This is a genomic window from Chloracidobacterium sp., from assembly GCA_016715795.1.
Classification (GTDB): Bacteria; Acidobacteriota; Blastocatellia; order Pyrinomonadales; family Pyrinomonadaceae; genus OLB17.
In genome coordinates this window covers 428,050-451,919 of sequence record JADJXP010000002.1, presented here as the reverse complement: position 1 = coordinate 451,919, position 23,870 = coordinate 428,050, and the positions used below count along the sequence as shown (strand labels likewise).

Here is a 23,870-nt window from a genome sequence, read left to right as displayed (position 1 = left end):
GCTTGAGGTAACGCTCGACGGTTTTCCCTGACAAGAAGACCATTGGGTCGTTTAGTTCCTTTCCAAAACAGAAAACATCAGGAGAATATGATCATGAAAAAGACCGGAACATTGCTGCTCACGGCTTTCTTGGCCGCGATGATCGCCGCATGCGGCGGTACCGCAGAGAACAAACCAGCAAACGCCAATGCCAATACCGGCGCGGCCCAGCCCGTAACGGTCGCGATGTTAAAAGACCTCGACGTAAAGGCATATGAGGCATATAAGAACAAAGACACGAAGTATTTTGAGACTTTCCTCGACCGTAATTTTGTGCAGTTCGATAATGGCCAGAAATCGGACAAGGCGGCTGCCCTCAAGGGTATCGGCGAGCACAAGGAAGAGATCAAGGGATTCACATTCTCGGATGAGAAACTCACAAAGCTCGGCCCGACGACTGCAGTCCTTACGATGAAGGTCGTGACCGATGGAACGCGTGACGGCAAGAAGATCCCCGATGCGATCTCATCGACGCTCTTCACGCGGATCGGGACCGATTGGCGTGCCGCATGGCATGGCGAAGTCGATATAAAGACCCCGCCGGCAGCCGATGGCCCGCCTGCTGCAAACACGGGCAAGACCAACCCGACCGGCGCCGCGCCCGCGAAGACCGATGAGAAACCAAAGGCTGAGAACAAGGCCGAAGACAAGAAGCCCGAGGCCCCGGCCAAAGAACCTGCCAAGCCCGCCGACAAGCCTGCGAATGCGGCCAATACGGCTGCCGCACCGGCCGGCGAAACTGAGGCATTGCTGGCGCTCGAAAAGTCAGGCTGGGAAGCATGGAAAGCCAAGGACTGGACAAAGCTCGGCACGATGCTCGTCAACGATGCGACCTTCGTTAATGTCATGGGTCTCGTGACCTTCGGCAAGGACGCCACGATCAAGGGCTGGACCGACGCTAATTGTGACGTTAAGAGTGTGGCTTTGAGCGACGCGTCGAGCGTGACGGTTGATGGCTCTACATCGATGCTTGTCGTCAAGGGCTCACCCACAGGCACCTGCGGCACCGAAAAGCTCGCCCCTGTTTGGGCTTACGGCATCTACGTAAAAGAAGGCAGTAGCTGGAAGCTCGGCTTCCATTTCGAGCAGCCTGCAAAATAGACTCGTTTATAGAGTTTGATAAAAAAGGAACCGGCCTCACGCCGGTTCCTTTTGCTTTATTTGGTTTCGAGGTCGGCGGTGAGGTCGCGGCCATCGGTTGAGATCGAGATCATTCCGCTCGTTCCGGTGGTCAGCACGATCGCGCCTGCACCTTGCCATCGCTCGACTACCTCAGGATGCGGGTGGTCAAACTGCGAACGCCGTCCGACCGAGATGATGCCGACCTCTGCATTAGCTGCCCTTACAAACGGAGGTATCGAGCTGGTCCTACTGCCGTGGTGAGCGATCTTGACAACATCTGCTTTGATAGGCCGATTACTATCGACGATGTCCTGTTCAGCGGCTAATTCGATATCGCCTGTCAAGAGAAACGCCCGCTCACCGAAGACGATGCGAAGAACGACAGATTCGTTATTCGTTGACGGCGCGTCAGGTTCAATGGTAGCAAGGGGATGGATGACCTCGATATTGACCTCGCCGATGCGGAGCACATCCCCGCGCGCAACGACTTGGGCCAGAACGCCGCGGCCCTCTAACGCCGCGTATAGACCACTCAGATCGGGATCGCCCTCCGGCATACGACCAAACAGGGCCCGTCCGACACGGAAGTTCTTGACAACATCCGCTAGGCCTTGAACGTGGTCGGCATCGGCGTGTGTTGCGACGATGTAGTCGAGTCGTGAGATCCCTTTTGACCAAAGGAACTCAGAGACCACTGCTTCACCTATCCCGCGAACATCGGCTTCGAACGGCTCAACCGTCTGATCATCGGATCTTTTATATTTGATTTGTCCGCCGCCATCCACCAGCATCGTCTCGCCGGTCGGGAATGTTATCAACACGGCATCTCCTTGGCCGACGTCCAGAAAGTCCATATGCAGTCGCCCGTCGGGCCTGGACGCGCTAAACGGATGCACGACGACGATCACTGCCAGCAAGACACCTAGTGAGATCGTGACTGTGGTCAGGCCGCGATTCCACAACAGTACTGTTCGTTTAAGATCGAACGGCCGCCACCGCCGAACGGCCACGGCCATCAGCAGCATCGGGACAAGATACAAAAAGTAGAGAGAAATGCCCGGCCCCGAATAGGCGGGGAGCCGAAAACTCATCCACTCGAACGATGAGACAGCACGCGGCAACGCCAACATCAGCCAGTTCATCGCATCGGCCAGTAGGAACAGCGATGCGGCAAGAAACTCGCTCCCTTTCGCCGCCAACGCCGCCGCGACCGCCGCAAAGCTCTCGACCGCGATGAAAAACCCGACCCAGAGATTTAGCACAACCGATACCAGCGGTACACGGTGGAAATAAACGACCGTCAGCGGCAGCATCCACAGCTGTACGATCAGCGAGACAAGCAAACCTTCGAGCAAATACCGCACCGCCTTCTGAATCACGTTGCCCGTTCGTCGCAACAACGGCGATTTTGGTACTCCGGCGGTCCATATCTGCCGCCTTGCGTTCACCGCCCACGCATCCGCGTTCCAATAGAGCGTCTCGCACACACGCTTTAGCCACGGACTGACATTCGGTGGAAACGGCGTCGTGTGCGAAGGTGTCCATTCACCGATTGCTCTCAAATGCTCGATCAGCGGATACGCGCAGGCGACGATCGCAGCAACGCTGACGACCGTCAGCTGCAGCGACGCGTCGAACAGATCCGACGGCCGCCAGATGAGCAAAAGTAATGCACTCAGCGCAAGCGAATTGAGCAGCGTGCCGCTTCGGTAGATTGCGTACCCGAGCAGCAGCACGGTAAACATCACCGCCGCCCGCACGACCGGAATATCCGCACCAACGGCGAGCGTGTAAGCCCACAGCGCACTACTCGTCACGACGAACTGCACCCAACGCTTGCGTGTCAGTCGCCTCACGACCAGCAGCAGAATTCCTCCGATAAACGTAATGTGCAGGCCCGAGATCACGAGAATGTGAAACGTGCCGCCCTCACGAAACAGCTCCGCCGTGTCTTTATCGAGAAAATGCTTATTTCCCAGCAAACTCGCGATCATAACGCCCGACGCCTTAGGGCTGAGGCTCTGACGAAACTCGTCTATCAGTCGAGACCGCTGCTCATAGACCCACGCGATTGGCAAGAACACGCTCTCATCCGCGAGGTGTTCGATTAACAGCGGACTTTTGACCGAGCAAGATGCATCAACGCCCATACGGTCAAGCAGTTCGATCCGCGAAATTACTCCGGGATTCTGGTACTGCTCCTCGCGTGCGAGGGCACACGCCACACGAACGCGCGAACCGTATTTCAAATTTGAAATTTTAGACCTGAGATCTGAAATATCGGAGTCTATGTGCACGAACACGCGCACGGCACCGGTGACGGCCCGTTCCGCACCTCGATAGACAAGACGCTCGCTCTGCAGCGTCAAAAACCTTCCATCCAACGTAGCCTCGGGCTGGCGTGCCAGCACGCCCTCGACCTCAACCGGCATTCCGGAAGCGATCTGTCCGCTATCATAGATCGTCCGAATCCGATCCGCAGCCTTGTCGCGTTTTTGCTCGATCTCAAATGAAAAGGCGCCGGCGGCGACAAATGCGAGCAGGACAAAAGCTGTCGAGATGGCATGCTTTCGAGTGGCAAATCCCGTGAGGCCCAAGATCAGGGTCACCACCAACGATACAGAAACGCCTGCCGACGTAAACTTCGCGGCGACGATACCGGCCGCAAACGCGGCCGCTATCGCGACCAGCGGCTCGCGATTGAAAGGCCGTGGCGTGTCTGCCGTGTCGCTCATTCGACACGAATGAGCGGCCGGAACTCGGCAAACCGCTGCTCGCTGATTCCACGGATCAGCATGAGATGCTCGACCCTACGAAACGGCCCGTTCTCTAGTCGATGAGCGACGATGGCCTCGGCCGTCTTGCGTCCTACGCCGGGAAGGCGTTCGAGGTCATCAACATCAGCCGTGTTGATGTTGATGGCATCCCGTGTGGGCACGATCGGCGACTGTTCGTATGCGACACGCGACGAGCACCCGCCGGCAACGGCCGCGATCACGAGGGCGAGATAGCATGTTCGCGCAGTCATTTTCGGAATAACTGATAACTGAAAACTAATAACTGATAATCAGGAGTTTTGTCGAGTTGTCTTGACGGTCGCGATGAGCATCTTTTGGATCTCTTCGCAATCGCTTATTAGTGACGCCGCCAGTTTCTCGGCGATATATTCTTTATCCCGAAGCAGCCTCAGCATGAAATTGCATTTAAAGGCTTCCTTGGTCGCAACCGAATGTCTCTGCAAAAAATCTGCCCGATCAAACGCCTGTTTGCCTTCTTCGAGCAACAGGCCAACATTCAATGTAGAATCAAGGATTTTACGAGAGACAACATACTCCTGCCTTTCGTTGTGCAAATACTCACACAAACTCATGATGCGAAGAGCAAACGCATACGCCTTTTCTCTCAACGGATCGGCCATTATCAGTTATGAGTTATCAGCTATCAGTTATTCCGAATCTAATCTTCGCCCAAGGCACCTTCTTCGATATCCTGCAAGTCCTCATACGCCTTTGGCAGCACGGGCCTCGCTCGGGTTGAGCCGTCCATTTCGCCGATGTAGCCTTCGCGGACCATGGCATCTAAGATGGCGGCGGCGCGGCCGTAGCCGATGCGGAGGTGGCGTTGAAGTAAGGATGTGGAGCCGCGTTTGGCCTGGACGACGCATTTTAAGGCGTCGGTAAAGAGCGGATCGCGGCGGCCCGGCAGGTCGCCGCTGTCATCCATTTCTTCTTCCGACTTGGTGATGGTCTGGTCGTATTCGGGATTGCCTTGCTGCTTGATGTGGTCGACGACCTTTTTGATCTCGCTCTCGTGAACGAAAGCCCCGTGCACGCGGACCACTTGAGCATTGCCGGGCGGCAGGAACAGCATGTCGCCCTGACCGAGCAGCGATTCGGCACCATTCGCGTCGATGATCGTCCGGCTGTCCACCTTGCTGGATACACGGAAAGAGATACGCGACGGAAAATTCGCTTTGATAAGGCCGGTGATTACATCGACCGACGGCCGCTGCGTTGCGAGCACCAAATGAATGCCGACGGCTCGCGCCATTTGGGCGAGACGCGTGATCGATTCCTCGACGTCCTTGCCCGCGACCATCATCAGATCGGCCAGCTCGTCGATGATAATGACGATGTAGGGCAGTTTACGGTGAGGTTCGCCGTTGTCGTCCCACTGTTCGAGATCGTTGCGGCGTTTGGCCTCGGTGTTGTAACCGTCAATGTTGCGAACGCCGTAGCCCGCGAGGTCTTTGTATCGTTTCTCCATCTCGGAAACGGCCCAGCGTAGGGCGTTTGCCGCTCGCTTCGGGTCAGTGATTATCGGGACCGAGAGGTGCGGAATGTCGGCATAGAGGCCGAGTTCGAGCCGCTTTGGATCGACCATGATGAACTTCACTTCGTCGGGCCGTGCCTTATAGAGCACCGACATCACCAGCGTGTTGACGCCGACGGATTTACCCGCACCTGTCGCACCCGCAATCAGCAGATGCGGCATTTTCGTGAGATCCGAAACATATTTTCCGCCGTCGATCGTCTTGCCGAGGCCCAAGGTTAGCAGCGACGTCGATTGTTGAAACTGGGATGACTCGACCACGTCGCGAAGATGAATAACCTCGCGTTTCTTATTCGGCACCTCGATGCCGACATACGCCTTGCCGGGGATCCGGTCGATACGAATTGACGGAGCTTTTAAGGCCAGGCACAGGTCATCGACCAGGCCCGTCACGCGGCTGTATTTGACGCCCGCATCGGGCTTGAACTCGAAGGTAGTCACGACCGGCCCCGGAAAGATGTGCATCACCTTGCCCGGCACGTTGAATTCCGCGGTCTTCTCTTCGAGCAGCTTTGCCTCGGCACGCAACTCATCCTCATTGTGAGCTACCGCTGCCGCAGCCGGATCGAGCATCGACGGATCGGGAAGGACGTAATCGTCGTATGTCTGTCCCGGAATCGATGGCGGCTCGACGGCGACCTTGGTCGTCTTGCCTTTTGACTTCCTGACTATCGGCTCGGCATCTTCCTCGTTGACGGTGACGGTCTCGTACGGATTCCGCTCGCCCTCGATGGTCGGTATCGACGGACCTTCGTCGAATGAGGCGGAGCGGCCAACCGCCGCACCGGCGGCCATAGCCTCGATCTCTGCGATGTTGATCGTCGGCGGAATGGCGTCAGCCTGTGCCTCGCGTATCGCGCGGCGTTTATCGGCACGTTTCTTTGCCTCGTCGATGACCGGAGCGCGTTCGGCCCTTCTCTTTTCGCGCCAGTCGTCGAGACGGATACGCAAATTGCCCCAAGCAACGTCAAAGTGGCCCATGAAGCCCTCGAGCGTAAAATTCGTCACCAGCAGGAGTGAACTGACGAAAACGGCGGCAAGCAATATTGCCGCACCGATCTTGCCAATGAAATACGCCGTCCACTGGGCCGCCCCTTCACCAACGATCGCCCCGGCCGACGCTCCAAAGGTCAGCGACAACAGGCCCGCGAGTGAGACAACAAAGAACACAAAACCCAGCACTCGCAACGGCCTCGGCATCATCGTATCCGATTGAAAAATGCGCCACGCGATCAGACCGATCAGCACCGGTAGAAGATACGACGCCCAGCCAAAAAAACTGAACAGCAACGCCGCAATATTCACCCCGACCGGCCCGATCCAGTTCCTCGTTGCCATGCCGTTGCCCGTCGCAAAGCCGAACCAATCTCTGTCCGCCGCACTGCTCGTCAGCAAGCTGAGCAGCACCAGCAACGCCACGGCCCCGACGATTATCGCCAACACGTCGTTGACGTACGAGTGCTTCGGCTGCTTCTTGCCTTTCTTTTTGATCAGGGTCGTTCCGTCGGCAAGACAAAAATTGGTCTCGTCGTCGTAACTTTCCTTACAGGTTGGGCAGACTTTCATAACGAACAACGAACAGTGAATAGTGAACAATAGCTATCCGGGCTGTGTCGTTTTAACCGTAGCGATGAGGATCTTTATCAGTTCGACGCAGTCGACGGATAGACTTCGGAACAGTTTTTCGTCGAGGTAGTCGGTGTCCCTTAAGATCGATAACCAGTATTCGGTTTCGTTCGCTTCTTTCAATGCAATGGACATCTTGTTTCTAAAATCCGCCTTAGAGATACCGTACTCAGCTTCCCGAACAAGTGCGCCGATTGCTGTCCCGGACCTGAGAATCTGCCTGCTCAAGACATATTCCCGATGTTCGGATACAAGAAACTGACTGAGCCGAACGACCCTCACGCCGAAAGCATAGCTCTTGGTTCGCAAAACCGATTCCCTTTTCGCCGCAGGTTCTGGCACTGTTCACTTTTCGTTATTCACTGTTCACTTTCTTAAAGTGCAGCACCTCTTGAATAAACTCATCTATATCGCCGTCAAGCACCGCGTCCACGTCGGCCGTTTCATGTTTCGTTCTCGTATCTTTCACGAGCCTATACGGGTGCAGCACATAGTTACGTATCTGCGAGCCAAAGGAGATTTCCATCTTCCCGGCTTCGAGTTCGGCAGCGCCTTCGCGGCGTTTTTCGAGTTCGAGTTCGTACAGCTTTGAGCGCAGCACCTGCATCGCGACCGCACGGTTTTGTATCTGCGACCGCTGATTCTGACAAGTTACCACAATTCCGGTCGGCAGATGCGTAATTCTTACGGCCGAATCAGTCGTATTAACGTGCTGCCCGCCCGCACCGGTCGAACGATAGGTATCGACCCGCAGGTCCTTGTCCTCGATGTTGACCTCGATGTTCTCGTCGATCTCAGGCGAGACGAACATCGACGCAAAGCTGGTTTCCCTGCTGCCGCCCGAATTGAACGGCGATATCCGAACCAGCCTATGCACGCCCGCCTCGGCCGCGAGCAAACCGTAAGCGTAATCGCCCTCAACGCGAAACGTCGCCGATTTGATGCCCGCCTCCGATCCCGGCTGTTCATCGAGCAGTTCCGTCCTGAATCCACGCTTCTCAGCCCACCGCAGATACATCCGCAGCAGCATCTGACAAAAATCCTGTGCATCCGTCCCGCCCGCCCCCGCCTGAAGCGAACAGATCGCGTTGTTAGGGTCGGTCTCGCCCGCAAGCAGCGATTCGATCTCAGCCTCGGCAACGTCCTGTTCGAGCTTGGCGATAAGGGTTGTTAGTTCCGTCGCGCTATCCGCATCCGCAGCCGCGAACTCAAACAAAACCTCCGCATCCGAAACGCCCGTCTCAAACGCACGCTGCCGTTCGAGAGCTTTCTCAATGCGGCTTCGCTGCTGAACGACCCTCTGCGCAGCTTCGCTGTCGTCCCAAAACCCGGGAGCCGCGATTCTCGATTCTAATTCAGTTAATTGTTTCTCTTTTGCAGGAGCGTCAAAGAAACCTCCCAAGTTGGGCAACTTTTTCTTTAATCTCTTCGTGTTTTGTCTGTAGGTCTGTAAGTTCCATGGGTCAGCTTCCTGTCGCCAACGGCGACAAATATTAAAGCCTAGGGTGCAGCGAGTCTTCGAGCGAAACCCTAGGTTGGAGCCAATATAGAATACCGTCCCTGAAGGGGACGAACAATATGGCGGCGACAATTATTGCTCGCCTTCAGTGAGCGAGACCGTTTGCTTCGTTTACCTAGGGTTCCAGTCGCTCCGCTCATTGCACCCTAGGCTTTAATATTTGTCGCCGTTTGGCGACTCTGATCGCCTCGTGGGAAAACCGAAGATCAACAATCCAAGTGTCACCACCGAACACAACCACGCAAACCAATCGCCGTATTTCACATAGAACGTCTGCGAGCCGTCGCTTTTTGATACGGTCCAGGTACGGGTGCCTTCTTGATACACCGGAAGCGGGTCCAAAACGGTGCCTTTTTCGTCGATATAGGCGGTAATTCCGACATTTGTGACGCGTATAACGGGCCGATTGGTCTCGACTGCACGGAAAACGGCGTTGGCGAGATGCTGCCGCAAAACCGGCGTCGGGCCGAGATAGCCGTCGTTTGTCATCTCGATGATGACGTCTGCTCCATTGCGAACGTATTCACGCGAAAGCTGGCCAAAGTGCGATTCGAAACAGATCATCACGCCCGCCTTCGCATCGCCGACCGGCAGCAGGTCGTATTCGCGGCCATACGAAAAGTTCCCGACAAAGCCCGGCATTATCCCGTCCAGCGGCCGCGGCACCGCCTCGCCAAACGGCAGCAGGTAAAGCTTGTCGTACTGATCGAGTATCTTCCCATCCGCCCCGACCATCACGGCGGAATTGAAATACTTCCCATTCGTCGCATCCGGCTCGGCCGAATTGAACAGCACGCTCACGTCATTCCGCCTCGCAAATTCACCGATAAACTGCTGAAACTCCCGGTCGTCGTTGTACATGAAGTTCATCGGCGATTCGGGGAGAATGACGGTGGTCGGCAGTTCGTTGTTCGTGGCTCTGAGGCGGCTGATCTCGGCTTCCGCGAGGTCGATCTGTCGTTGGCGAAGTTGTTCGAGGCGCCGGGAATCGAGGCCGGACATTGGGACGTTAGGTTGAAGTCCGATGATGGCGGAGTTGCGTTGCCCAGCGACAGGCTCGGCTGTCTCAGGTCCCGAGACAAGGAACAGTGCGATTGCAAGTACCAAGGCGTATCCAGCAATCATCGCGACTACCTTCGATGGTAAGCCCCACTCTCGAAATATTAGAGCTAATTGAAAAACGCTTGTGTTGATCAATACAACCAAGCCGCTCACGAGAAGGACACCACCGTAGGCGGCGATGGAGTTAAACAGCGGTCCGGCAAAAGCGAGCGAGTAACCGACGGCATTCCAATCGTTACCGGTTACCCAGTATCGAGCGAATTCGGTCGCAACCCATACCCAGACGGCACTGCCAGCCCCCGCCACGCCCAATCGTTTTATTCGTATTGAAAGAAGTGCGGCGAATATTCCCGGAAACACGCCCGCTCCGAGGCAGGCGATCAGGATGAGCAGATAGGCTAGCGGCCACGGTACCGCGGCGTAGTGGATCGGGGCGTAGGTCAGCCACCAGCACGTGCCAAAAAAGAACGCCGTGCCGAACAGCCACCCGAGCAGAAAGCACGCCGTAACGCTTTCCTTCTGCCGCTCGACCGCCCACATCAACGGCACCAACGCAAACCACGCCGTCCACCACCATTCGAAATCGGGAAATGCGAGGATGAGCAAGCCGGCAGCGACGAGAGCGAGCAACGTGTTCTGCCATGCAGGGATAATTCGACGCAAACCAGCGATAGCCATCGCCTTATGTTAACCGAAACAACAACGAAACGCGTCGGCCTCCTGTCGCCAACGGCGACATAAATTAAAGCCTAGGGTGCAGCGAGTCTTCGAGCGAAACCCTAGGTTGGAGCCAATATAGAATACCGTCCCTGCAGGGGACGAACAATATGGCGGCGACAATTATTGCTCGCCTTCAGTGAGCGAGACCGTTTGCTTCGTTTACCTAGGGTTCCAGTCGCTCCGCTCATTGCACCCTAGGCTTTAATATTTGTCGCCGTTTGGCGACTCTGATCGCCTCGTGGGAAAACCGAAGATCAACAATCCAAGTGTCACCACCGAACACAACCACGCAAACCAATCGCCGTATTTCACATAGAACGTCTGCGAGCCGTCGCTTTTTGATACGGTCCAGGTACGGGTGCCTTCTTGATACACCGGAAGCGGGTCCAAAACGGTGCCTTTTTCGTCGATATAGGCGGTAATTCCGACATTTGTGACGCGTATAACGGGCCGATTGGTCTCGACTGCACGGAAAACGGCGTTCGCGAGGTGCTGCCGCAGCACCGGCGTCGGGCCGAGGTAGCCATCATTGGTCATCTCGATGATCGCGTCGGCACCGTTGCGGACGTATTCGCGGCTGAGCTGACCGAAGTGCGATTCGAAGCAGATCATCACGCCTGCTTTTGCGTCTCCGAGTGGCAACAGATCGTATTCACGGCCGTAAGAAAAATTGCCGACAAAGCCGGGGACAATGCCTTCGAACGGCTGCGGCACAGCCTCACCGAACGGCAAAAGGTAAATTTTGTCATACTGCGCGACCTCATTGCCATCCGGCCCGACCATCACGGCCGAGTTGAAATACTTTCCGTTCGTCGCATCAGGCTCGGCCGAGTTGAACAGCAAGCTCATATCATTCCGCGTCGTAAAGTCGCGTACAAACTGCTGAAACTCGCGATCGTCGTTATACATAAAGTTCATCGGCGATTCGGGGAGGATGACGAGAGTAGGTAATTGGCGGTCGGCGGTCGGCAGTTTCTTGATCTCGTCTTCCGCCAACGCAACGTGGCGATTACGGAATTGGTCGGACTTTATCGAATCCATTCCGCTCATCGGAACGTTGGGTTGGAGGGCGACAACGTTCGACGTGCCCGATCCGCGTCGTTCCGCCAATGGAGGCGAAAAGAGAAACAGTGCAAGCAGAAGCGTTGAAGTCAAAAAGATCGTGAAGGCCACCATGGCATAAATGCCTTCTGATGTCGGAATTGGGCTCGTCAACGTCTCTCGCTTATCTGGTGTTAGTCCGCTATTTTGTCTAAACCGCCGGCCAACGCCGACAATCCCCAAAAGTACCAGTTGCAGGAAAGGCAATGTAGCGACAACTACAAATGAGATCATTGCATTCCCGCCAACTGATCCGAGGCTCAAAAGCCGACTCGCTGTGAACGCCTGCGAATACCCAACCGCATTCCAATTATTCCCCGTCGCCCAATACCGCAGAAACTCGGTAAACACCCAAACAAACGGCGCGGCGAGGAATGCCCACGAGCCGAAGCGGCGGAGCAGGATCGATAGTATCGCGGCGAATATCCCCGGAAACACGCCCGCGCCGAGACAGGCGATCAGGATGAGCAGATACGCTATCGGCCACGGCACCGCGGCATAGTGGATCGGGGCGTAGGTCAGCCACCAGCACGTGCCAAAAAAGAACGCCGTGCCGAACAGCCACCCGAGCAGGAAGCACGCCGTAACGCTTTCCTTCTGCCGCTCGACCGCCCACATCAACGGCACCAACGCAAACCAGGCCGTCCACCACCATTCGAAATCGGGAAATGCGAGGATGAGCAGGCCGGCAGCGACGAGAGCGAGCAACGCGTTCTGCCATGCAGGGATAATTCGACGCAAACCAGCGATAGCCATCGCCTTATGTTAACCGAAACAACAACGAAACGCGTCGGCCTCCTGTCGCCAACGGCGACATAAATTAAAGCCTAGGGTGCAGCGAGTCTTCGAGTAGTAGACAGAGAACGTTTCGCTCGCTGAAGGTGAGCAACATCGACGTTGATGTGCGTCCCCTTCAGGGACGGATCGGTGGTTGAATCGTTCCCTGGGGTTCCGCTCGTTTCACTCGCTGCACCCTAGGCTTTAATATTTGTCACCGGTGGTGACAGATCAGTTTCAGCCATTCTGACCGACATTCGGTCAGAAAGCGACAAATTTTGTCACCTAAGGCTGACGTGTAATGTCATTGGAACCACGTTTGACGAATAGTCATGTCAGACTGACGGAACGAACAGATCAATGCGTCGCACGGGCAATTCAAAATGAACGAAAACGTGTAATTCGCTAACAAACTCGCAGAGTCCCGATAAAATAAGGCGAGCCCGGCCTTGGGGGCCGGGCTCGATAGGGTAGGACAACTGAAGGAACGCTCGGAAGGTGTTAGAGCACAGTGGCAAACCGCGCTCGGAGTAGAGTTGGCGGCGGGGTCTTGATCAACTTCATCAAGCTAGCCGCAGATGTATAAAGCACATAGCGTGCCACGGAAGCGAGTTTAGAGTTCGGAGTTTAGGGTTCAGAGTTGGGGAAATAAGAAAAAGCCTGTGTTTACAGGCTTTTCCCACAGAAATATTTTTGGAAAGACGGCGGTTTTACAACTCTGAACCCTAAACTCCGAACTCTGAACTGCCTCGGCGCACTAAATGGAACATTTATCAACCAACCGCTGAAGCGAGCCTACCTCGCCTCGTAGGGTTTCCAGTTCGACCTTGCTGCGATCTACCGAAGGTAATGCCTCATTCGCCTGCGTCGCGTATGTTTTGGCCTGTTGGCAATCTTTCCGTTCGACATAGATCTTGACCAGCGCAACGTAAGCTTCGACGGTGCGATTGTCCCAGAACGTCGCGGTCTTAAAATAGCTGATGGCGCGGTCAAGCTCACCTCGCCGCATGTTGACCTTTCCCAACAGCAGGTATACCTCAGCATTCATCGGTTCTCTGAGCAGCAGGCCGTTAAGGGCAACAACCGCTTCGTCGTCGCGACCCATCCTTACAAGGTCACGGGCCTCCGCGAGCTTTGCGTCGGTTTCGGATACTTGAGAGGCTTCGCCACTGCCCTTGCGTTTTCGGCTTAGGATCTCGGCGACAAAATCCTCTCGGCTTGGGTCATCAAACCTAAGCGAGATCCCTGCGATGCTCTTCGCCTTTTGCCAATCGAGCTGCAACCGGGCATAAGATTTTTCCGGATCGAGAAGCTGTCTCGCTGAATTGTCGATCACGGTCGCGTGCGGGTCATTAAGCAACTCAAGCACGCGGGCAAGCAGAAAATGTGCCTCACCGTCTTTCGCGTCTAGATAGATCGCTGATTCAAGCGCTTTTCTCGACGCGGCATAATCGCCGCGAAGAAACTCAGCGACGCCATAGTTGAACTTGTAGTTCGCTCGACTAGTAGTCGATTCCGCAGCAAGCTTAAGAAACTTGGTTCCCTCGATCAGGTAGGCTTCGGATTTCCCCTGATTCTTGCGTTCCGCCCGCGCGGCCTCGACATTAAGCACTCCAAGCATGTTTGCAATGCTTTCGGTCTCAAGCGACTTGTAGATCGGTGTCAGTGTGCCGAGCGCAACCTCAAAGTTACGGTCCTGCATTGCCTGGAGACCTGAGAAAAACGCAGCCTCGACGTAGGCATCTTCGTTGCAATTGCTTGCGATCTTGTTCCCGGGTGCCTGTTGACGACAAGCCTCGACGCTCTGGATCACATCATTAAAGGCCGCTACCGAATCGCCCTTTCGCCCTTGAGCGGCGTAGAAGTGGCCCAACTCGAGGGCCGCGTCCGCATAGGTGCCCTCGGGACGCGCAAGTTTGTATTCGCGGATAGCATTTTTCAGGTAGATCTCGCGAGCTGATGCGTTTGAGCGCGATGTGGTAAGGGCTTTGACAAACGCCTCAAGCGCGCGCGAAGGAACCTTAGATTCTGCTTCAGCGATGAAGTTGTTCTTCATGAACGGGAACTGATTCTTGTCGCGGCCGTAGATGACCTTATCGATGCGGTACAGTATCTCCCACGCCAGTTCTCCCTGGATCCGCGGCAGATTTTTGGTCGCATCGCTGATGTTGAACCCGATACGTCGCCCATCAGGAAAATCCTCACTGACTATCGAACCGCTGGCCCGCACAACTCGAGCGTTCACAATGATGCTCGACGCCGCTCCATCTGCTTCGGGCAGCAGATCGTAGTCACCAATTACCAACAGCGTCGCTCCGGCTCGCTGTGCGATCCTCAGCGACGTTGCGATTGAAGGCACGGATGCATCCGGCACACGCATCTCGCGCTGGATGACCTTGCGTTCTTGATTCGAGAGCACGCGAAGGCCCTTATTACTCAGCAGGTCGGCGAGCGATTCCGCAAAACTCTCACCGATCCAATTTGACTCTCTGTTTGTTGATCGATTAGCGAACGGGAGCACAAGAACCGCGCCAGACGACCGAGTGTTCTGCGCCGAGCCAACCGAGGCAGCAAGGCATAGCAGGAAACATAATAAAACTGGTCTTCTTATCATTCTATAAAAATAAAAAATCGCTCGACGGGCGAGCGAATTGTATTACTAATATGATGCCTTTTTGGCCGATAAGGATGGTATCCGGTACGGGATTTGAACCCGTGTTGCCGCCGTGAAAGGGCGGTGTCCTAACCCCTAGACGAACCGGACACAACTCGTTCGCCTGCCCGCAAGCGAACAGTAAGGATATCGGACGGCCATTTTGATGTCAAACAGGAACGGATCGACCCATTCTGGTAAAATACTCATATGGGAGCAATAAAGACTGTGGAGCAGGTCATGACACCTGCCGAGACGCATTGGGTAGGCGACGGGTTCAGGGTACATAATTTCTTTCCCTTCGCTCTGCCTGAGGATCGAATGAGCCCGTTTTATCTATTGGATTACAATTCGCCGCACGAATTCCCGCCGACGCTCAAGCCGCGCGGCGTCGGGCCGCATCCGCACCGCGGGTTTGAGACAGTGACGATCTCGTTTCAAGGCAAGGTCGCGCATCACGACAGCCGCGGTAACGCGGGCGTGATCGGCGAAGGCGACCTGCAATGGATGACGGCCGGCAGCGGCATCCTGCACAAGGAATATCATGAGGAGGGCTTCGCGCGCTCCGGCGGCATATTTCATATGGCCCAGCTTTGGGTCAATCTGCCGTCGAAAGACAAAATGACCGAGCCAAAGTATCAGGCGATCGAGGACTCGCAGATACCACGCGTTGAGGTCGCGGGCGGCACGGTCGAGGTGATCGCGGGCGAATACAACGGCGCGAAAGGCCCCGCGAGCACATTCTCACCGGTCGAGATGTACCGGATAAAGCTGTCAGATGGCGGCAAGGCCGACATTTCGCTGCCGGCCGGCTTCAACACCGGGATGCTCATCGCCACCGGTTCGGTCGTGATCAACGGCAGTGATGAAGCCCCGGCGGACAGCTTTGTCGTGTTTAATAATGACGGCACCGATATAACTGTTGGGGCAGCGGACGATACGCTTTGTTTGTTGTTGAGCGGCGAGCCATTGAATGAGCCGATCGCCTCATATGGCCCGTTCGTCATGAACACGCAAGACGAGATCCGCCAGGCGATGCGGGATTTTGGCAGCGGGCAATTTGGGGAACTTGAATAGAGGCATCTTAATTCGTGCATTCGTGGCTAATAGCGGTTCAAGGGAATTAGCCACGAATGCACGAATAAGAACCGGTTACTGCATCGACGCGATAACGGCCCTGATCTCGCCGTAGCTATAATCGTCGCCTAGTTCTGTTTTCAACAGGCCGAGCGATTGGTCGCCGTGAAGGGCGATCGCTTGACGGATGGGTTCGATCTTGTGTTTGGAGACAAGTTCGCGAAGCTCGATCGTTCCGGCCGGGATGAACATCGCCAGGTGGCCCTCGATAGTACTGGCGGCCATTTCCCGCGTCCGGGCGATCTGTTCGACTGACATTCCTGAGCGGAAAAGATCGAGCGAGACCTCGAAAGTGCTGCGCTTATCGGGGCCCCGGCGCGTGCGGGACTTTCTGGCTCGGCTCGATGCGTTGAGGTCCATTCGCGTCGTCAGGCTGTTCTTTGAGCAATACGCCTTGATCCCATTGAGGAAATCGCGGCCGTACTTTTCCCATTTCACGTCGCCAACGCCCATTATCCGCCGCATATCGGCCTCGGTAAGCGGCAGAAACGCGGCCATCTGAACGAGCGTGGCGTCGGAAAAGACGATGTAGGGCGGAAGGTTTTCGCTCTTTGCGATCACGGCACGAAGCTGGCGAAGGTGATCGAATAGCGGCTTTTCGTGCTGGATCTCGCCGGCGATGGCCTTTTGTTTTTCGACCTTTACGCGAGCCTTGGTGAGTTGGACTTTGACGTTTCCGGTGAGCACGTCGCCGCTTTTATCGGTCAGGGTAACGACGGGATATTGGCCGTCGGTCTTGGTCAGATAGCCCTGCGCGATGAGGTCTTTGAAATGCTCGAACCACGCATTCTTTGACACGTCAGAGCCGACGCCGTAGGTTTTAAGGTTCTTGTGCTCGTCGCGGATAGCCTGGGCCTCAGAGCCGCGGAGGAAGTCGATCAGGTAGTTGACGCCAAACCGCTGGCCCGTGCGGGCTACTGCGCTGAGCGCCTTTTGGGCGATGATCGTACCGTCGAAGGTCTCGCGTGTCGTGACACAGTTATCGCAGTTGCCGCAGTCTTCATTTAATTCTTCTGAGAAGTAATTGAGCAGGAATCGCCGGCGACAGGTTCGCAGATCGCCGAACTCGGCCATCTGGTCGAGTTTCTTGAGCATTATCGCGGTCTGTTCGCGATTGCCCTCGACGGCGGCGAATTTCTGCAGCTTGAGCACATCGGCGTATGAGTAGAACAACAACGCCTCGCTCGGCAGGCCGTCGCGGCCCGCGCGGCCGGTCTCCTGATAGTAGCTCTCGATGTTCTTTGGCAGATCCATGTGAACGACGAATCGGACATTCGATTTGTCGATTCCCATGCCGAATGCGATCGTCGCGACGACGATTTTAGTGTCGTCATTTATGAAACTCTGCTGGTTGCGATCACGGGTCGCTTTGTCGAGGCCCGCGTGATAGGGCAACGAGCTGTAGCCCTCGTCGGTCAGGTCCGCCGCCAATGAATCGACCGACGCCCGGCTGAGACAATAAATGATCCCGCTCTGGTCGCGCCGCGTCGAGAGGTATTCCAGCAAGCGGCGATAAGAATTCTGCTTCTGCTCGATCGCGTAGTAGATATTCGGCCGGTTAAAGCTCGATACGAACCGTTCGGCGTGCAGGATCTTGAGCCGCTCGACGATATCGCCGCGGACAAGTTTATCGGCGGTCGCGGTCAGGGCGACAACGGGCACGCCTGTGAAATGTTCTTTGATCAGAGCGAGTTTGAGATACTCCGGCCGGAAATCGTGCCCCCAGCTAGAGATGCAATGAGCCTCGTCGATCGCAAATAGTGATATATTCAGGCCTTTGAGAAATTCAAGGAACTGGTCGCCGCTCTGCAGCAGCCGTTCGGGCGAGACGTAGAGCAGTTTGAGTTTCCCGTTGCGTGCCGCCTGAAAGACCTCGACCTGCTCGGGCGTCGTCTGGGTGGAATTGAGAAAAGCTGCCTCGATCCCATTCGCCTTGAGGGCATCGACCTGATCCTTCATCAGCGCGATCAGGGGCGAGATAACCACGGCAAGGCCCTCCATCATCAGCGCAGGCACCTGATAACAGATCGATTTGCCGCCGCCCGTCGGCATCAGGACGAGGCAATCTTTGCCCGCCGCCACCGCTTCGATGATCGCCTCCTGCTGCGGCCGAAAGGCGTCGTACCCAAAGTTGTGTTTGAGTATCTCTCTGGCCTTGTCAAGTGCGGTTGCGGGCTGCATGAAGTCTAATTTTAGGCTTGTCCTTTTGTTATCTCAACCTCGACAAGGCTGTTGACATATGCATATAAAACATACATACTCATATGTATGAGGACGACAGTCATTCTTAGGGAGGATACGCTGAAACTAGCGGCCGAATTGACGGGTATCAAGGGCAAGACGGCTCTTTTACACGCTGGCCTCGAAGCTCTCATTGAGAAGAAAGCCAGAGAGAGACTGATCGCAATGGGCGGTTCCGATCCAAAAGCGACGGCAGGACGCCGTAGGCGATGATACTCGTCGACACTTCAATATGGATTGACCACCTACGATCCGCAAATCGCCCCCTTGCGTCGTTGCTAGAGCGAGAACTTGTCCTCACCCATCCGCTCGTTATAGAAGAGTTGGCGTGCGGCAGCATACGACATCGCAACGAGTTTATCCGCCGACTAAATTCGCTTCCGACAGCGACAATTGCCGCACACGCCGAGATTCTCGGCCTAATCGAGGAGAAATCCCTTCACGGGATCGGGATCGGTGCCGTAGATACTCACCTACTCGCATCGGCTCTGCTCGACGGCGCAAAGGTATGGAGTCGGGACAAAGCGTTGATAAAAGCGGCGACGCGACTTAATCTCTCATTCGATTAGCTTATTTGAACCTCGTCGATCTGCGCTTTTTGGAGTTTGCCGCTGTAATCGATATATAGGGCTTTCCACTCGCTGAAGATGTCGAGCACCTGCGTGCCCGCTTCGCGGTGGCCGTTGCCGGTACCTTTTGTGCCGCCGAATGGCAGGTGCACCTCGGCTCCGATGGTGGCGGAATTCACATAGCAAATACCCGTATAAAGCTCCTGCATCGCGTAGAAGGCCTGATTCACGTCCTGCGTGTAGATCGCCGACGAGAGGCCGTAGGCAACGCCGTTAACGATGTCGATAGCCTCGTCGAGGGTACCGAATGGAATGACGCAGGTTACGGGGCCGAAGATCTCTTCCTGTGCAATACGCATGCCTGGCTTAACGTCGGTAAAGACGGTCGGCTCAATGAAAAAGCCTTTTGCATAGTCGCCCTTTGTCAGGCGTTTGCCGCCACAGGCAAGGGTGGCCTTGTCGATCAGCTTGCCGATCTCGATGTAGCCGAGGATCTTTTCCAATTGCGGCTGGTTGATGACCGGACCGACCTCGGTCTTTGGATCGAGGCCGTTGCCGACGCGAAGTTTTTTGGCCCGCTCGACGAGCTTTTCGCAGAACTTTTTATAGACCTTCTTGTGAACGACCAAGCGAGACGAGGCCGTGCACCGCTGGCCGCTGGTTCCAAACGCTCCCCACAACGAACCGTCCACGGCGTTGTCGATTTCGGCGTCGTCCATCACGATGATCGCGTTTTTGCCGCCCATTTCGAGGCTGACGATCTTGTTGTCACGGGCACAATGCTCGGCGATGATGCGGCCCGTCGCCGTCGAGCCGGTGAAAGAGATCAGGCGAACGTCGTCGTGGTTCACAAGGGCCGCACCGGGCTCGGCGGCACCATTGACGAGATTGACAACGCCCTTTGGGATTCCGGCCTGCTCGCAAGCTTTAATGAGATTAAGCGATGACAGCGGCACGTCCTCGCCTGATTTAAGAACGACGGTGTTGCCGCAAACGAGGGCGGGAATGAGCTTCCATGACGGGATTGCCATCGGAAAGTTGAAGGGCGTGATCAGCCCGCAAATGCCGACCGGTTGGCGGACGCACATCGCGAATTTGTTCGGCATCTCGGCCGGTGTCGTAAATCCGTGCAGCCTGCGGCCCTCGCCCGCCGTGTAGTAGGTGCAATCGATAGCTTCCTGCACGTCGCCGCCCGCTTCTTTGACGACCTTGCCCATTTCGCGGGTCATCTGTCGGGTGAACTCGTCCTTATTCGCCCGTAATATCTCGCCGAGGTTGAAAAGTATCTCTGCCCGCTTTGGCGCAGGCGTTCGACGCCAGCGTGTGGCCGCGTCCTTTGCGGCCGCCACGGCACGGCCAACATCCTCAGCAGTTGATTCCGGAAAACGCCCGACGATGTCCGTATTGTCGGCCGGATTGACGTTATCAAACCACTGCCCCGACGACGACTTGACCCATTCGCCGCCGATATAATTGCTGTATTTCTTTACCGAAGGCCGCTTTGTCTTTGCCATTTTTGCTTTTGCCATACTCTTCAAGTCTAAGGTCTAACGCCCAAAGTCCAAAGTCACCGGTATCAGGCCGGAACTTTGGACCTTGGACCTTGGGTATTGAGCTTTATTTGACCGTGAACTGCACGATCTTCAGCTGCGGTGCCCTCGCCGCCGGACTATAGGCCAGGACGTGTAAGACGACGGCGTCGCCGACCTTGAGTTTGGTGACTGCGTCGGTGAATGACTTAAGGTCGGTGACCGTTGCACGGTTGATGCGCTGGATCAGGTCGCCTTCGGCGAGGGCCTCATTGCCGGCAGAGTTCTTAACATCCGCAATAAAGCTCGTGGGATCGATCTCCGTCACGATAAGCCCCTTTTGGCCTTCCAGCTTGTAGGTCGAGGCGAGAGTCGGCGTGATCTCAACGAGCGTAAGGCCGAATGGCTCTTTGTCTGTGCCGTCCACAGGCAGAGAGCGGCTATCGCGGTCTTGAGTCGAAGCGGGCCGGCCGCCGGGACGTTCGCCAAGCTTGACCGTTGTAGTGTGCGATTCGATAGTATCGCCATTCTCGCGAAGATAGTTGATAGCAACCGCACGGGTCGGCGGCGTCATCGCTACGCGGGAGATCAGGTCTTGCGCGCTCGCTACTTTTTGTCCGTCAAATTCGATTATGATGTCCCCTGCCTTGATCCCCGCCAAGGCGGCCGGGCCCTGCTTTTCGCGAACGTCTGTGACGATAGCACCGCGACCGTCTTTAAGCCCATATACAGTCGCGAATTCGGCACGGACAGATTCTAGCAGGATACCGAGATAGCCGCGGCGGACCTTACCATTCAGAACGATCTGTCGGTAAACTTGCTCGACCTCTCGCGACGGCAAAGCGAAGCTGACGCCGTTGTAATCACCGGTCGAAGTGGCGATCTGCGAATTTACACCGACGACTTCGCCGGCCATATTGACTAGCGGCCCGCCTGAGTTGCCACGATTGATCGCCGCGTCGGTCTGCAGGAACCTCTGAAACGAAGTCGTCAAAGGCGTTTCGCGGTGTGTTTGCGAGATGATGCCCGCAGTCACGCTCTTGTCTAGGCCAAAGGGCGAACCAATGGCCAGTACCCAATCACCGACCTGCACTTTTTCCGAGTCGCCGAACCTCACAAATGGGAGGTCGCTTTTCGCACTAACCTTGAGCACGGCGATGTCGGTCTCGTCGTCGGAGCCGACGAGCGAAGCCGCAAGTTCCTCACCAGAGTCGAGCTTTACCGTTATCTTTGCCGACCCGTCGATAACATGGGCATTTGTAACGATGTAGCCCGCCTTGTCAACAATAAATCCGCTGCCGACCACCCTTACAGGCCGCTGCGGCATCTGCCGGCGGAGAAACTCAAGCATATCGCTCTGATCTCCCGGTGCGGGCGTTGCTTTGGCTACGGAGCGTGAGACGCGGCTCTTGGTATCGATGCTGACAACTGCCGGTTCGACCTTCCTGGCCGCTTGTGCAAACATGCTGACCGCCGCCTCGGGCTGTGCCGACGCCGAGCAGACGATGGCGAATACGGCCCCGATGGCCCAACCAAACCTCGAAAGGCTGCTCATATTGATCACTCCTGATGTCGCCGCAATCACTGTCCCGTCGTGATTATAACAAAACGCCGTCAGGGCCTCAGAAGAACTTTCAGAACGCCCTTCTCTGCCGCGTGCAGCATAGCTGGAACGGCATCACCCAAAGAATACTCAGCGTGGATCAGCGGGCTAACATCGATCGCGTGTTTTTCCAGCAGGGCGAGCGCGGGAGCTAACCGGCCGCAGCGTGAACCGACGATGGTTATCTCGTCCACGACGACACGCGAGGCTTGCCACGTTGGCGTGCCGTGAAATGTCGATTTCAGCACAATCTTGCCCTGCGGCCTGACAAGGTCGAGCGCTGTCGCAAATCCGGACTCGGAACCGCTTGCCTCGACGACAACATCAAACGGGCCGATCTCGGGCGAAAGGCTGTCAAGCCCGATCGGCCTCACTCCGGCGTTTTGTGCAATGGCGAGTTTTTCCGGGTGCTTGCCGATTATCGTCACGTTGCCCGACCTCAACCGCAGCGACATGGCACACAATAGGCCGAGTTTGCCATCACCGATAACGGCGGCAGTTGTCTCAGGAGAGATCGCAACTTGTTCTGTTATGCCGACCGCGGCCGCCAGCGGTTCGGCAAAGACGGCCTCCTCGTCGCGAATAGGATCAGCGACCATCAACAGATTGGCCGCCGGCAGTTGAAGGTACTCAGCGTGGGCACCGTCGCGGCCTACTATGCCAAGGACCGTGCGTGTCGGGCAATGACGAGGATCGCCTGCGACGCACCGTTCACATTTGCCGCAGCCCGCATTTATTTCCCCGACCACACGCTTACCTATCAGGTCAGGCCGCACGTCAGAGCGTTCCACAACGCCCACAAACTCATGCCCGATCGTCCCGGTAAATCCGGCATAACCACGAGCTATTTCGAGGTCCGTGTTGCAAATACCCGAAAGCAGGACGCGGACCAGCGTCTCGGACGCGTCGTCAGGCCGTGCGCTCTCCGCCAGATACAGTTCGTTGCCGTCAAATCTGAGCGCCTTCATCTAGCGTGTGTAATAGACGCGCACGTCGCGTTCCGACACGATCAGCCAGCGGCCGCCGATCTCCTGAAATTTGAGTTGACTGCGGACCTTTCCATTGTTAGACGAACCGCCTCCGGAAAACGTCCATTCCTTGTCAAACGTCGCCGTTGCCGAACTCGGCCCGTCAGATGTTACGACCATGTTTGACACCGTGACGCGCATAGAACTGAAGCGGTTAAAGGCTCGGGCCTTGTCCGAGCGAACTTCGCTGCGGCTCATGCCGCTTCGCGTGTAGTAACGTTCCAGCGTCGATGCATAATTGTCCATGAAAGCGTCCAGATCCCGAGCCTCCATATTCGATTTCCAAGCGTAAACACGCTGCGGTATTTCGGTGTTAGCCGGCCCGTCGGAGATGTTCGAATTCACATTAGTATTTGTCTGAGGCAGCGAAACAGTCGGTATTGGCGACGAAGTGGTATTGGAGTTCGTCACGGGCGTGGCGGCATTGAGATTAGTATTCGGCGTTGGGGGCGGCAGCGAGATGTTGGTATCGACATTTGCCGCCGGTGGCGGGCTCGATCTCATATATAGCAACGCAGCGATGCCCGCGACCACGAAGAGCAGGAGCATGCCGAGCGCTGTCAGAGCGACCGTCAAGCCGGTGTTGGCCCCTTTTTGCGGCGGGCTTGGATCGAAGGTTTGAACTCGAGTGACTTCCGACGGCTGTGGGACGAATGGGCCGCGGGCAACATACGTTTCGGTCTCACCGAGCACCACTGTCGGCGTATCGGCCTGCATGCCGTGGACAAGTGGTGTGCCGTCGTCCAGACAGAATGAGAGCGTGTCGTCGGCATATTGAGCGTTGCAGTGTGGACAGACTTTCATACGCCGGT

At 56.1% G+C, this 23,870-nt stretch carries 18 protein-coding genes and 1 tRNA gene; 4 read left to right on the top strand and 15 right to left on the bottom strand.

Features of this window, described 5'->3' with window-relative positions:
* Nucleotides 1-93 precede the first annotated feature (93 nt).
* Entirely contained in the window at nt 94-1,140 is a 1,047-nt protein-coding gene (locus IPM59_07095; protein ID MBK9215354.1) for a nuclear transport factor 2 family protein, read from the top strand.
* 56 nt (nt 1,141-1,196) lie between these two features.
* Here the strand turns inward: IPM59_07095 and IPM59_07090 are convergent, their stop codons facing one another.
* From IPM59_07090 to IPM59_07045, 10 genes are all read right to left on the bottom strand, one after another.
* Nucleotides 1,197-3,896: a ComEC/Rec2 family competence protein gene (locus IPM59_07090; GenBank protein MBK9215353.1), complete on the bottom strand. Its 2,700-nt coding sequence runs from the start codon at nt 3,894-3,896 to the stop codon at nt 1,197-1,199.
* Nucleotides 3,893-4,189, bottom strand: coding sequence for a helix-hairpin-helix domain-containing protein (locus tag IPM59_07085; GenBank protein ID MBK9215352.1), 297 nt, complete (start codon nt 4,187-4,189; stop codon nt 3,893-3,895). The genes IPM59_07090 and IPM59_07085 overlap by 4 nt, the downstream gene beginning before the upstream one ends.
* A gap of 39 nt (nt 4,190-4,228) precedes the next feature.
* Entirely contained in the window at nt 4,229-4,579 is a 351-nt protein-coding gene (locus IPM59_07080) for a four helix bundle protein (GenBank protein ID MBK9215351.1), read from the bottom strand.
* A gap of 38 nt (nt 4,580-4,617) precedes the next feature.
* Nucleotides 4,618-7,059 carry a DNA translocase FtsK 4TM domain-containing protein gene (locus tag IPM59_07075; GenBank protein MBK9215350.1) on the bottom strand — a complete coding sequence of 814 codons (2,442 nt, stop codon included), beginning with the start codon at nt 7,057-7,059 and terminating at the stop codon, nt 4,618-4,620.
* A gap of 33 nt (nt 7,060-7,092) precedes the next feature.
* Nucleotides 7,093-7,461 carry a four helix bundle protein gene (locus IPM59_07070; GenBank protein ID MBK9215349.1) on the bottom strand — a complete coding sequence of 123 codons (369 nt, stop codon included), beginning with the start codon at nt 7,459-7,461 and terminating at the stop codon, nt 7,093-7,095.
* A 13-nt stretch (nt 7,462-7,474) separates the two neighbouring features.
* The gene (gene prfB / locus IPM59_07065; GenBank protein MBK9215348.1) at nt 7,475-8,611 is read right to left on the bottom strand and encodes a peptide chain release factor 2; all 1,137 of its coding nucleotides are present in this window, start codon (nt 8,609-8,611) and stop codon (nt 7,475-7,477) included.
* Nucleotides 8,612-8,791: 180 nt separating this feature from the next.
* Nucleotides 8,792-10,378, bottom strand: coding sequence for an apolipoprotein N-acyltransferase (gene lnt / locus IPM59_07060; protein MBK9215347.1), 1,587 nt, complete (start codon nt 10,376-10,378; stop codon nt 8,792-8,794).
* 243 nt (nt 10,379-10,621) lie between these two features.
* Nucleotides 10,622-12,277 (bottom strand): apolipoprotein N-acyltransferase, encoded by a 1,656-nt coding sequence (lnt, locus tag IPM59_07055; GenBank protein ID MBK9215346.1) that lies wholly within the window; start codon nt 12,275-12,277, stop codon nt 10,622-10,624.
* Between the two features lie 778 nt (nt 12,278-13,055).
* The gene (locus IPM59_07050; GenBank protein ID MBK9215345.1) at nt 13,056-14,819 is read right to left on the bottom strand and encodes a tetratricopeptide repeat protein; all 1,764 of its coding nucleotides are present in this window, start codon (nt 14,817-14,819) and stop codon (nt 13,056-13,058) included.
* A 168-nt stretch (nt 14,820-14,987) separates the two neighbouring features.
* Nucleotides 14,988-15,062: transfer RNA gene (locus IPM59_07045), tRNA-Glu, on the bottom strand.
* A gap of 99 nt (nt 15,063-15,161) precedes the next feature.
* On the opposite strand from IPM59_07045, the gene IPM59_07040 reads away from it, so the two are divergent.
* On the top strand, nt 15,162-16,028 hold the full coding sequence (locus IPM59_07040) for a pirin family protein (GenBank protein ID MBK9215344.1): 867 nt from the start codon (nt 15,162-15,164) through the stop codon (nt 16,026-16,028).
* A gap of 75 nt (nt 16,029-16,103) precedes the next feature.
* On the opposite strand, the gene recQ is transcribed toward IPM59_07040, so the two are convergent.
* Nucleotides 16,104-18,269 carry a DNA helicase RecQ gene (recQ, locus tag IPM59_07035; GenBank protein ID MBK9215343.1) on the bottom strand — a complete coding sequence of 722 codons (2,166 nt, stop codon included), beginning with the start codon at nt 18,267-18,269 and terminating at the stop codon, nt 16,104-16,106.
* An 87-nt stretch (nt 18,270-18,356) separates the two neighbouring features.
* On the opposite strand from recQ, the gene IPM59_07030 reads away from it, so the two are divergent.
* Together IPM59_07030 and IPM59_07025 are read left to right on the top strand one after the other, a co-directional pair.
* Complete coding sequence (locus tag IPM59_07030; GenBank protein ID MBK9215342.1) at nt 18,357-18,542, top strand: type II toxin-antitoxin system VapB family antitoxin; 186 nt, start codon at nt 18,357-18,359, stop codon at nt 18,540-18,542.
* On the top strand, nt 18,539-18,898 hold the full coding sequence (locus IPM59_07025; protein ID MBK9215341.1) for a PIN domain-containing protein: 360 nt from the start codon (nt 18,539-18,541) through the stop codon (nt 18,896-18,898). The genes IPM59_07030 and IPM59_07025 overlap by 4 nt, the downstream gene beginning before the upstream one ends.
* Here the strand turns inward: IPM59_07025 and IPM59_07020 are convergent.
* The 4 genes from IPM59_07020 to IPM59_07005 form a co-directional block, all read right to left on the bottom strand.
* A complete protein-coding gene (locus IPM59_07020) occupies nt 18,895-20,412 on the bottom strand; it encodes an aldehyde dehydrogenase family protein (GenBank protein ID MBK9215340.1) in 1,518 nt (505 codons plus the stop codon). The genes IPM59_07025 and IPM59_07020 overlap by 4 nt on opposite strands.
* Nucleotides 20,413-20,515: 103 nt before the next feature.
* The gene (locus IPM59_07015; GenBank protein ID MBK9215339.1) at nt 20,516-21,982 is read right to left on the bottom strand and encodes a trypsin-like peptidase domain-containing protein; all 1,467 of its coding nucleotides are present in this window, start codon (nt 21,980-21,982) and stop codon (nt 20,516-20,518) included.
* A 59-nt stretch (nt 21,983-22,041) separates the two neighbouring features.
* A complete protein-coding gene (locus IPM59_07010) occupies nt 22,042-22,998 on the bottom strand; it encodes an alcohol dehydrogenase catalytic domain-containing protein (GenBank protein MBK9215338.1) in 957 nt (318 codons plus the stop codon).
* A complete protein-coding gene (locus IPM59_07005; GenBank protein ID MBK9215337.1) occupies nt 22,999-23,862 on the bottom strand; it encodes a hypothetical protein in 864 nt (287 codons plus the stop codon).
* Nucleotides 23,863-23,870 lie beyond the last annotated feature (8 nt).

What these genes read in the sequence shown, in the direction of transcription:
- IPM59_07040 (MBK9215344.1), top strand. Translation starts at nt 15,162, where the DNA reads ATGGGAGCAATAAAGACTGTGGAGCAGGTCATGACACCTGCCGAGACG.
- IPM59_07005 (MBK9215337.1), bottom strand. Translation starts at nt 23,862, where the DNA reads ATGAAAGTCTGTCCACACTGCAACGCTCAATATGCCGACGACACGCTC.
- IPM59_07095 (MBK9215354.1), top strand. Translation starts at nt 94, where the DNA reads ATGAAAAAGACCGGAACATTGCTGCTCACGGCTTTCTTGGCCGCGATG.
- lnt (MBK9215347.1), bottom strand. Translation starts at nt 10,378, where the DNA reads ATGGCTATCGCTGGTTTGCGTCGAATTATCCCTGCATGGCAGAACACG.
- IPM59_07025 (MBK9215341.1), top strand. Translation starts at nt 18,539, where the DNA reads ATGATACTCGTCGACACTTCAATATGGATTGACCACCTACGATCCGCA.
- recQ (MBK9215343.1), bottom strand. Translation starts at nt 18,269, where the DNA reads ATGCAGCCCGCAACCGCACTTGACAAGGCCAGAGAGATACTCAAACAC.
- IPM59_07080 (MBK9215351.1), bottom strand. Translation starts at nt 4,579, where the DNA reads ATGGCCGATCCGTTGAGAGAAAAGGCGTATGCGTTTGCTCTTCGCATC.
- IPM59_07085 (MBK9215352.1), bottom strand. Translation starts at nt 4,189, where the DNA reads ATGACTGCGCGAACATGCTATCTCGCCCTCGTGATCGCGGCCGTTGCC.
- IPM59_07030 (MBK9215342.1), top strand. Translation starts at nt 18,357, where the DNA reads ATGAGGACGACAGTCATTCTTAGGGAGGATACGCTGAAACTAGCGGCC.
- IPM59_07020 (MBK9215340.1), bottom strand. Translation starts at nt 20,412, where the DNA reads ATGGCAAAGACAAAGCGGCCTTCGGTAAAGAAATACAGCAATTATATC.
- IPM59_07075 (MBK9215350.1), bottom strand. Translation starts at nt 7,059, where the DNA reads ATGAAAGTCTGCCCAACCTGTAAGGAAAGTTACGACGACGAGACCAAT.
- IPM59_07015 (MBK9215339.1), bottom strand. Translation starts at nt 21,982, where the DNA reads ATGAGCAGCCTTTCGAGGTTTGGTTGGGCCATCGGGGCCGTATTCGCC.
- IPM59_07090 (MBK9215353.1), bottom strand. Translation starts at nt 3,896, where the DNA reads ATGAGCGACACGGCAGACACGCCACGGCCTTTCAATCGCGAGCCGCTG.
- lnt (MBK9215346.1), bottom strand. Translation starts at nt 12,277, where the DNA reads ATGGCTATCGCTGGTTTGCGTCGAATTATCCCTGCATGGCAGAACGCG.
- IPM59_07010 (MBK9215338.1), bottom strand. Translation starts at nt 22,998, where the DNA reads ATGAAGGCGCTCAGATTTGACGGCAACGAACTGTATCTGGCGGAGAGC.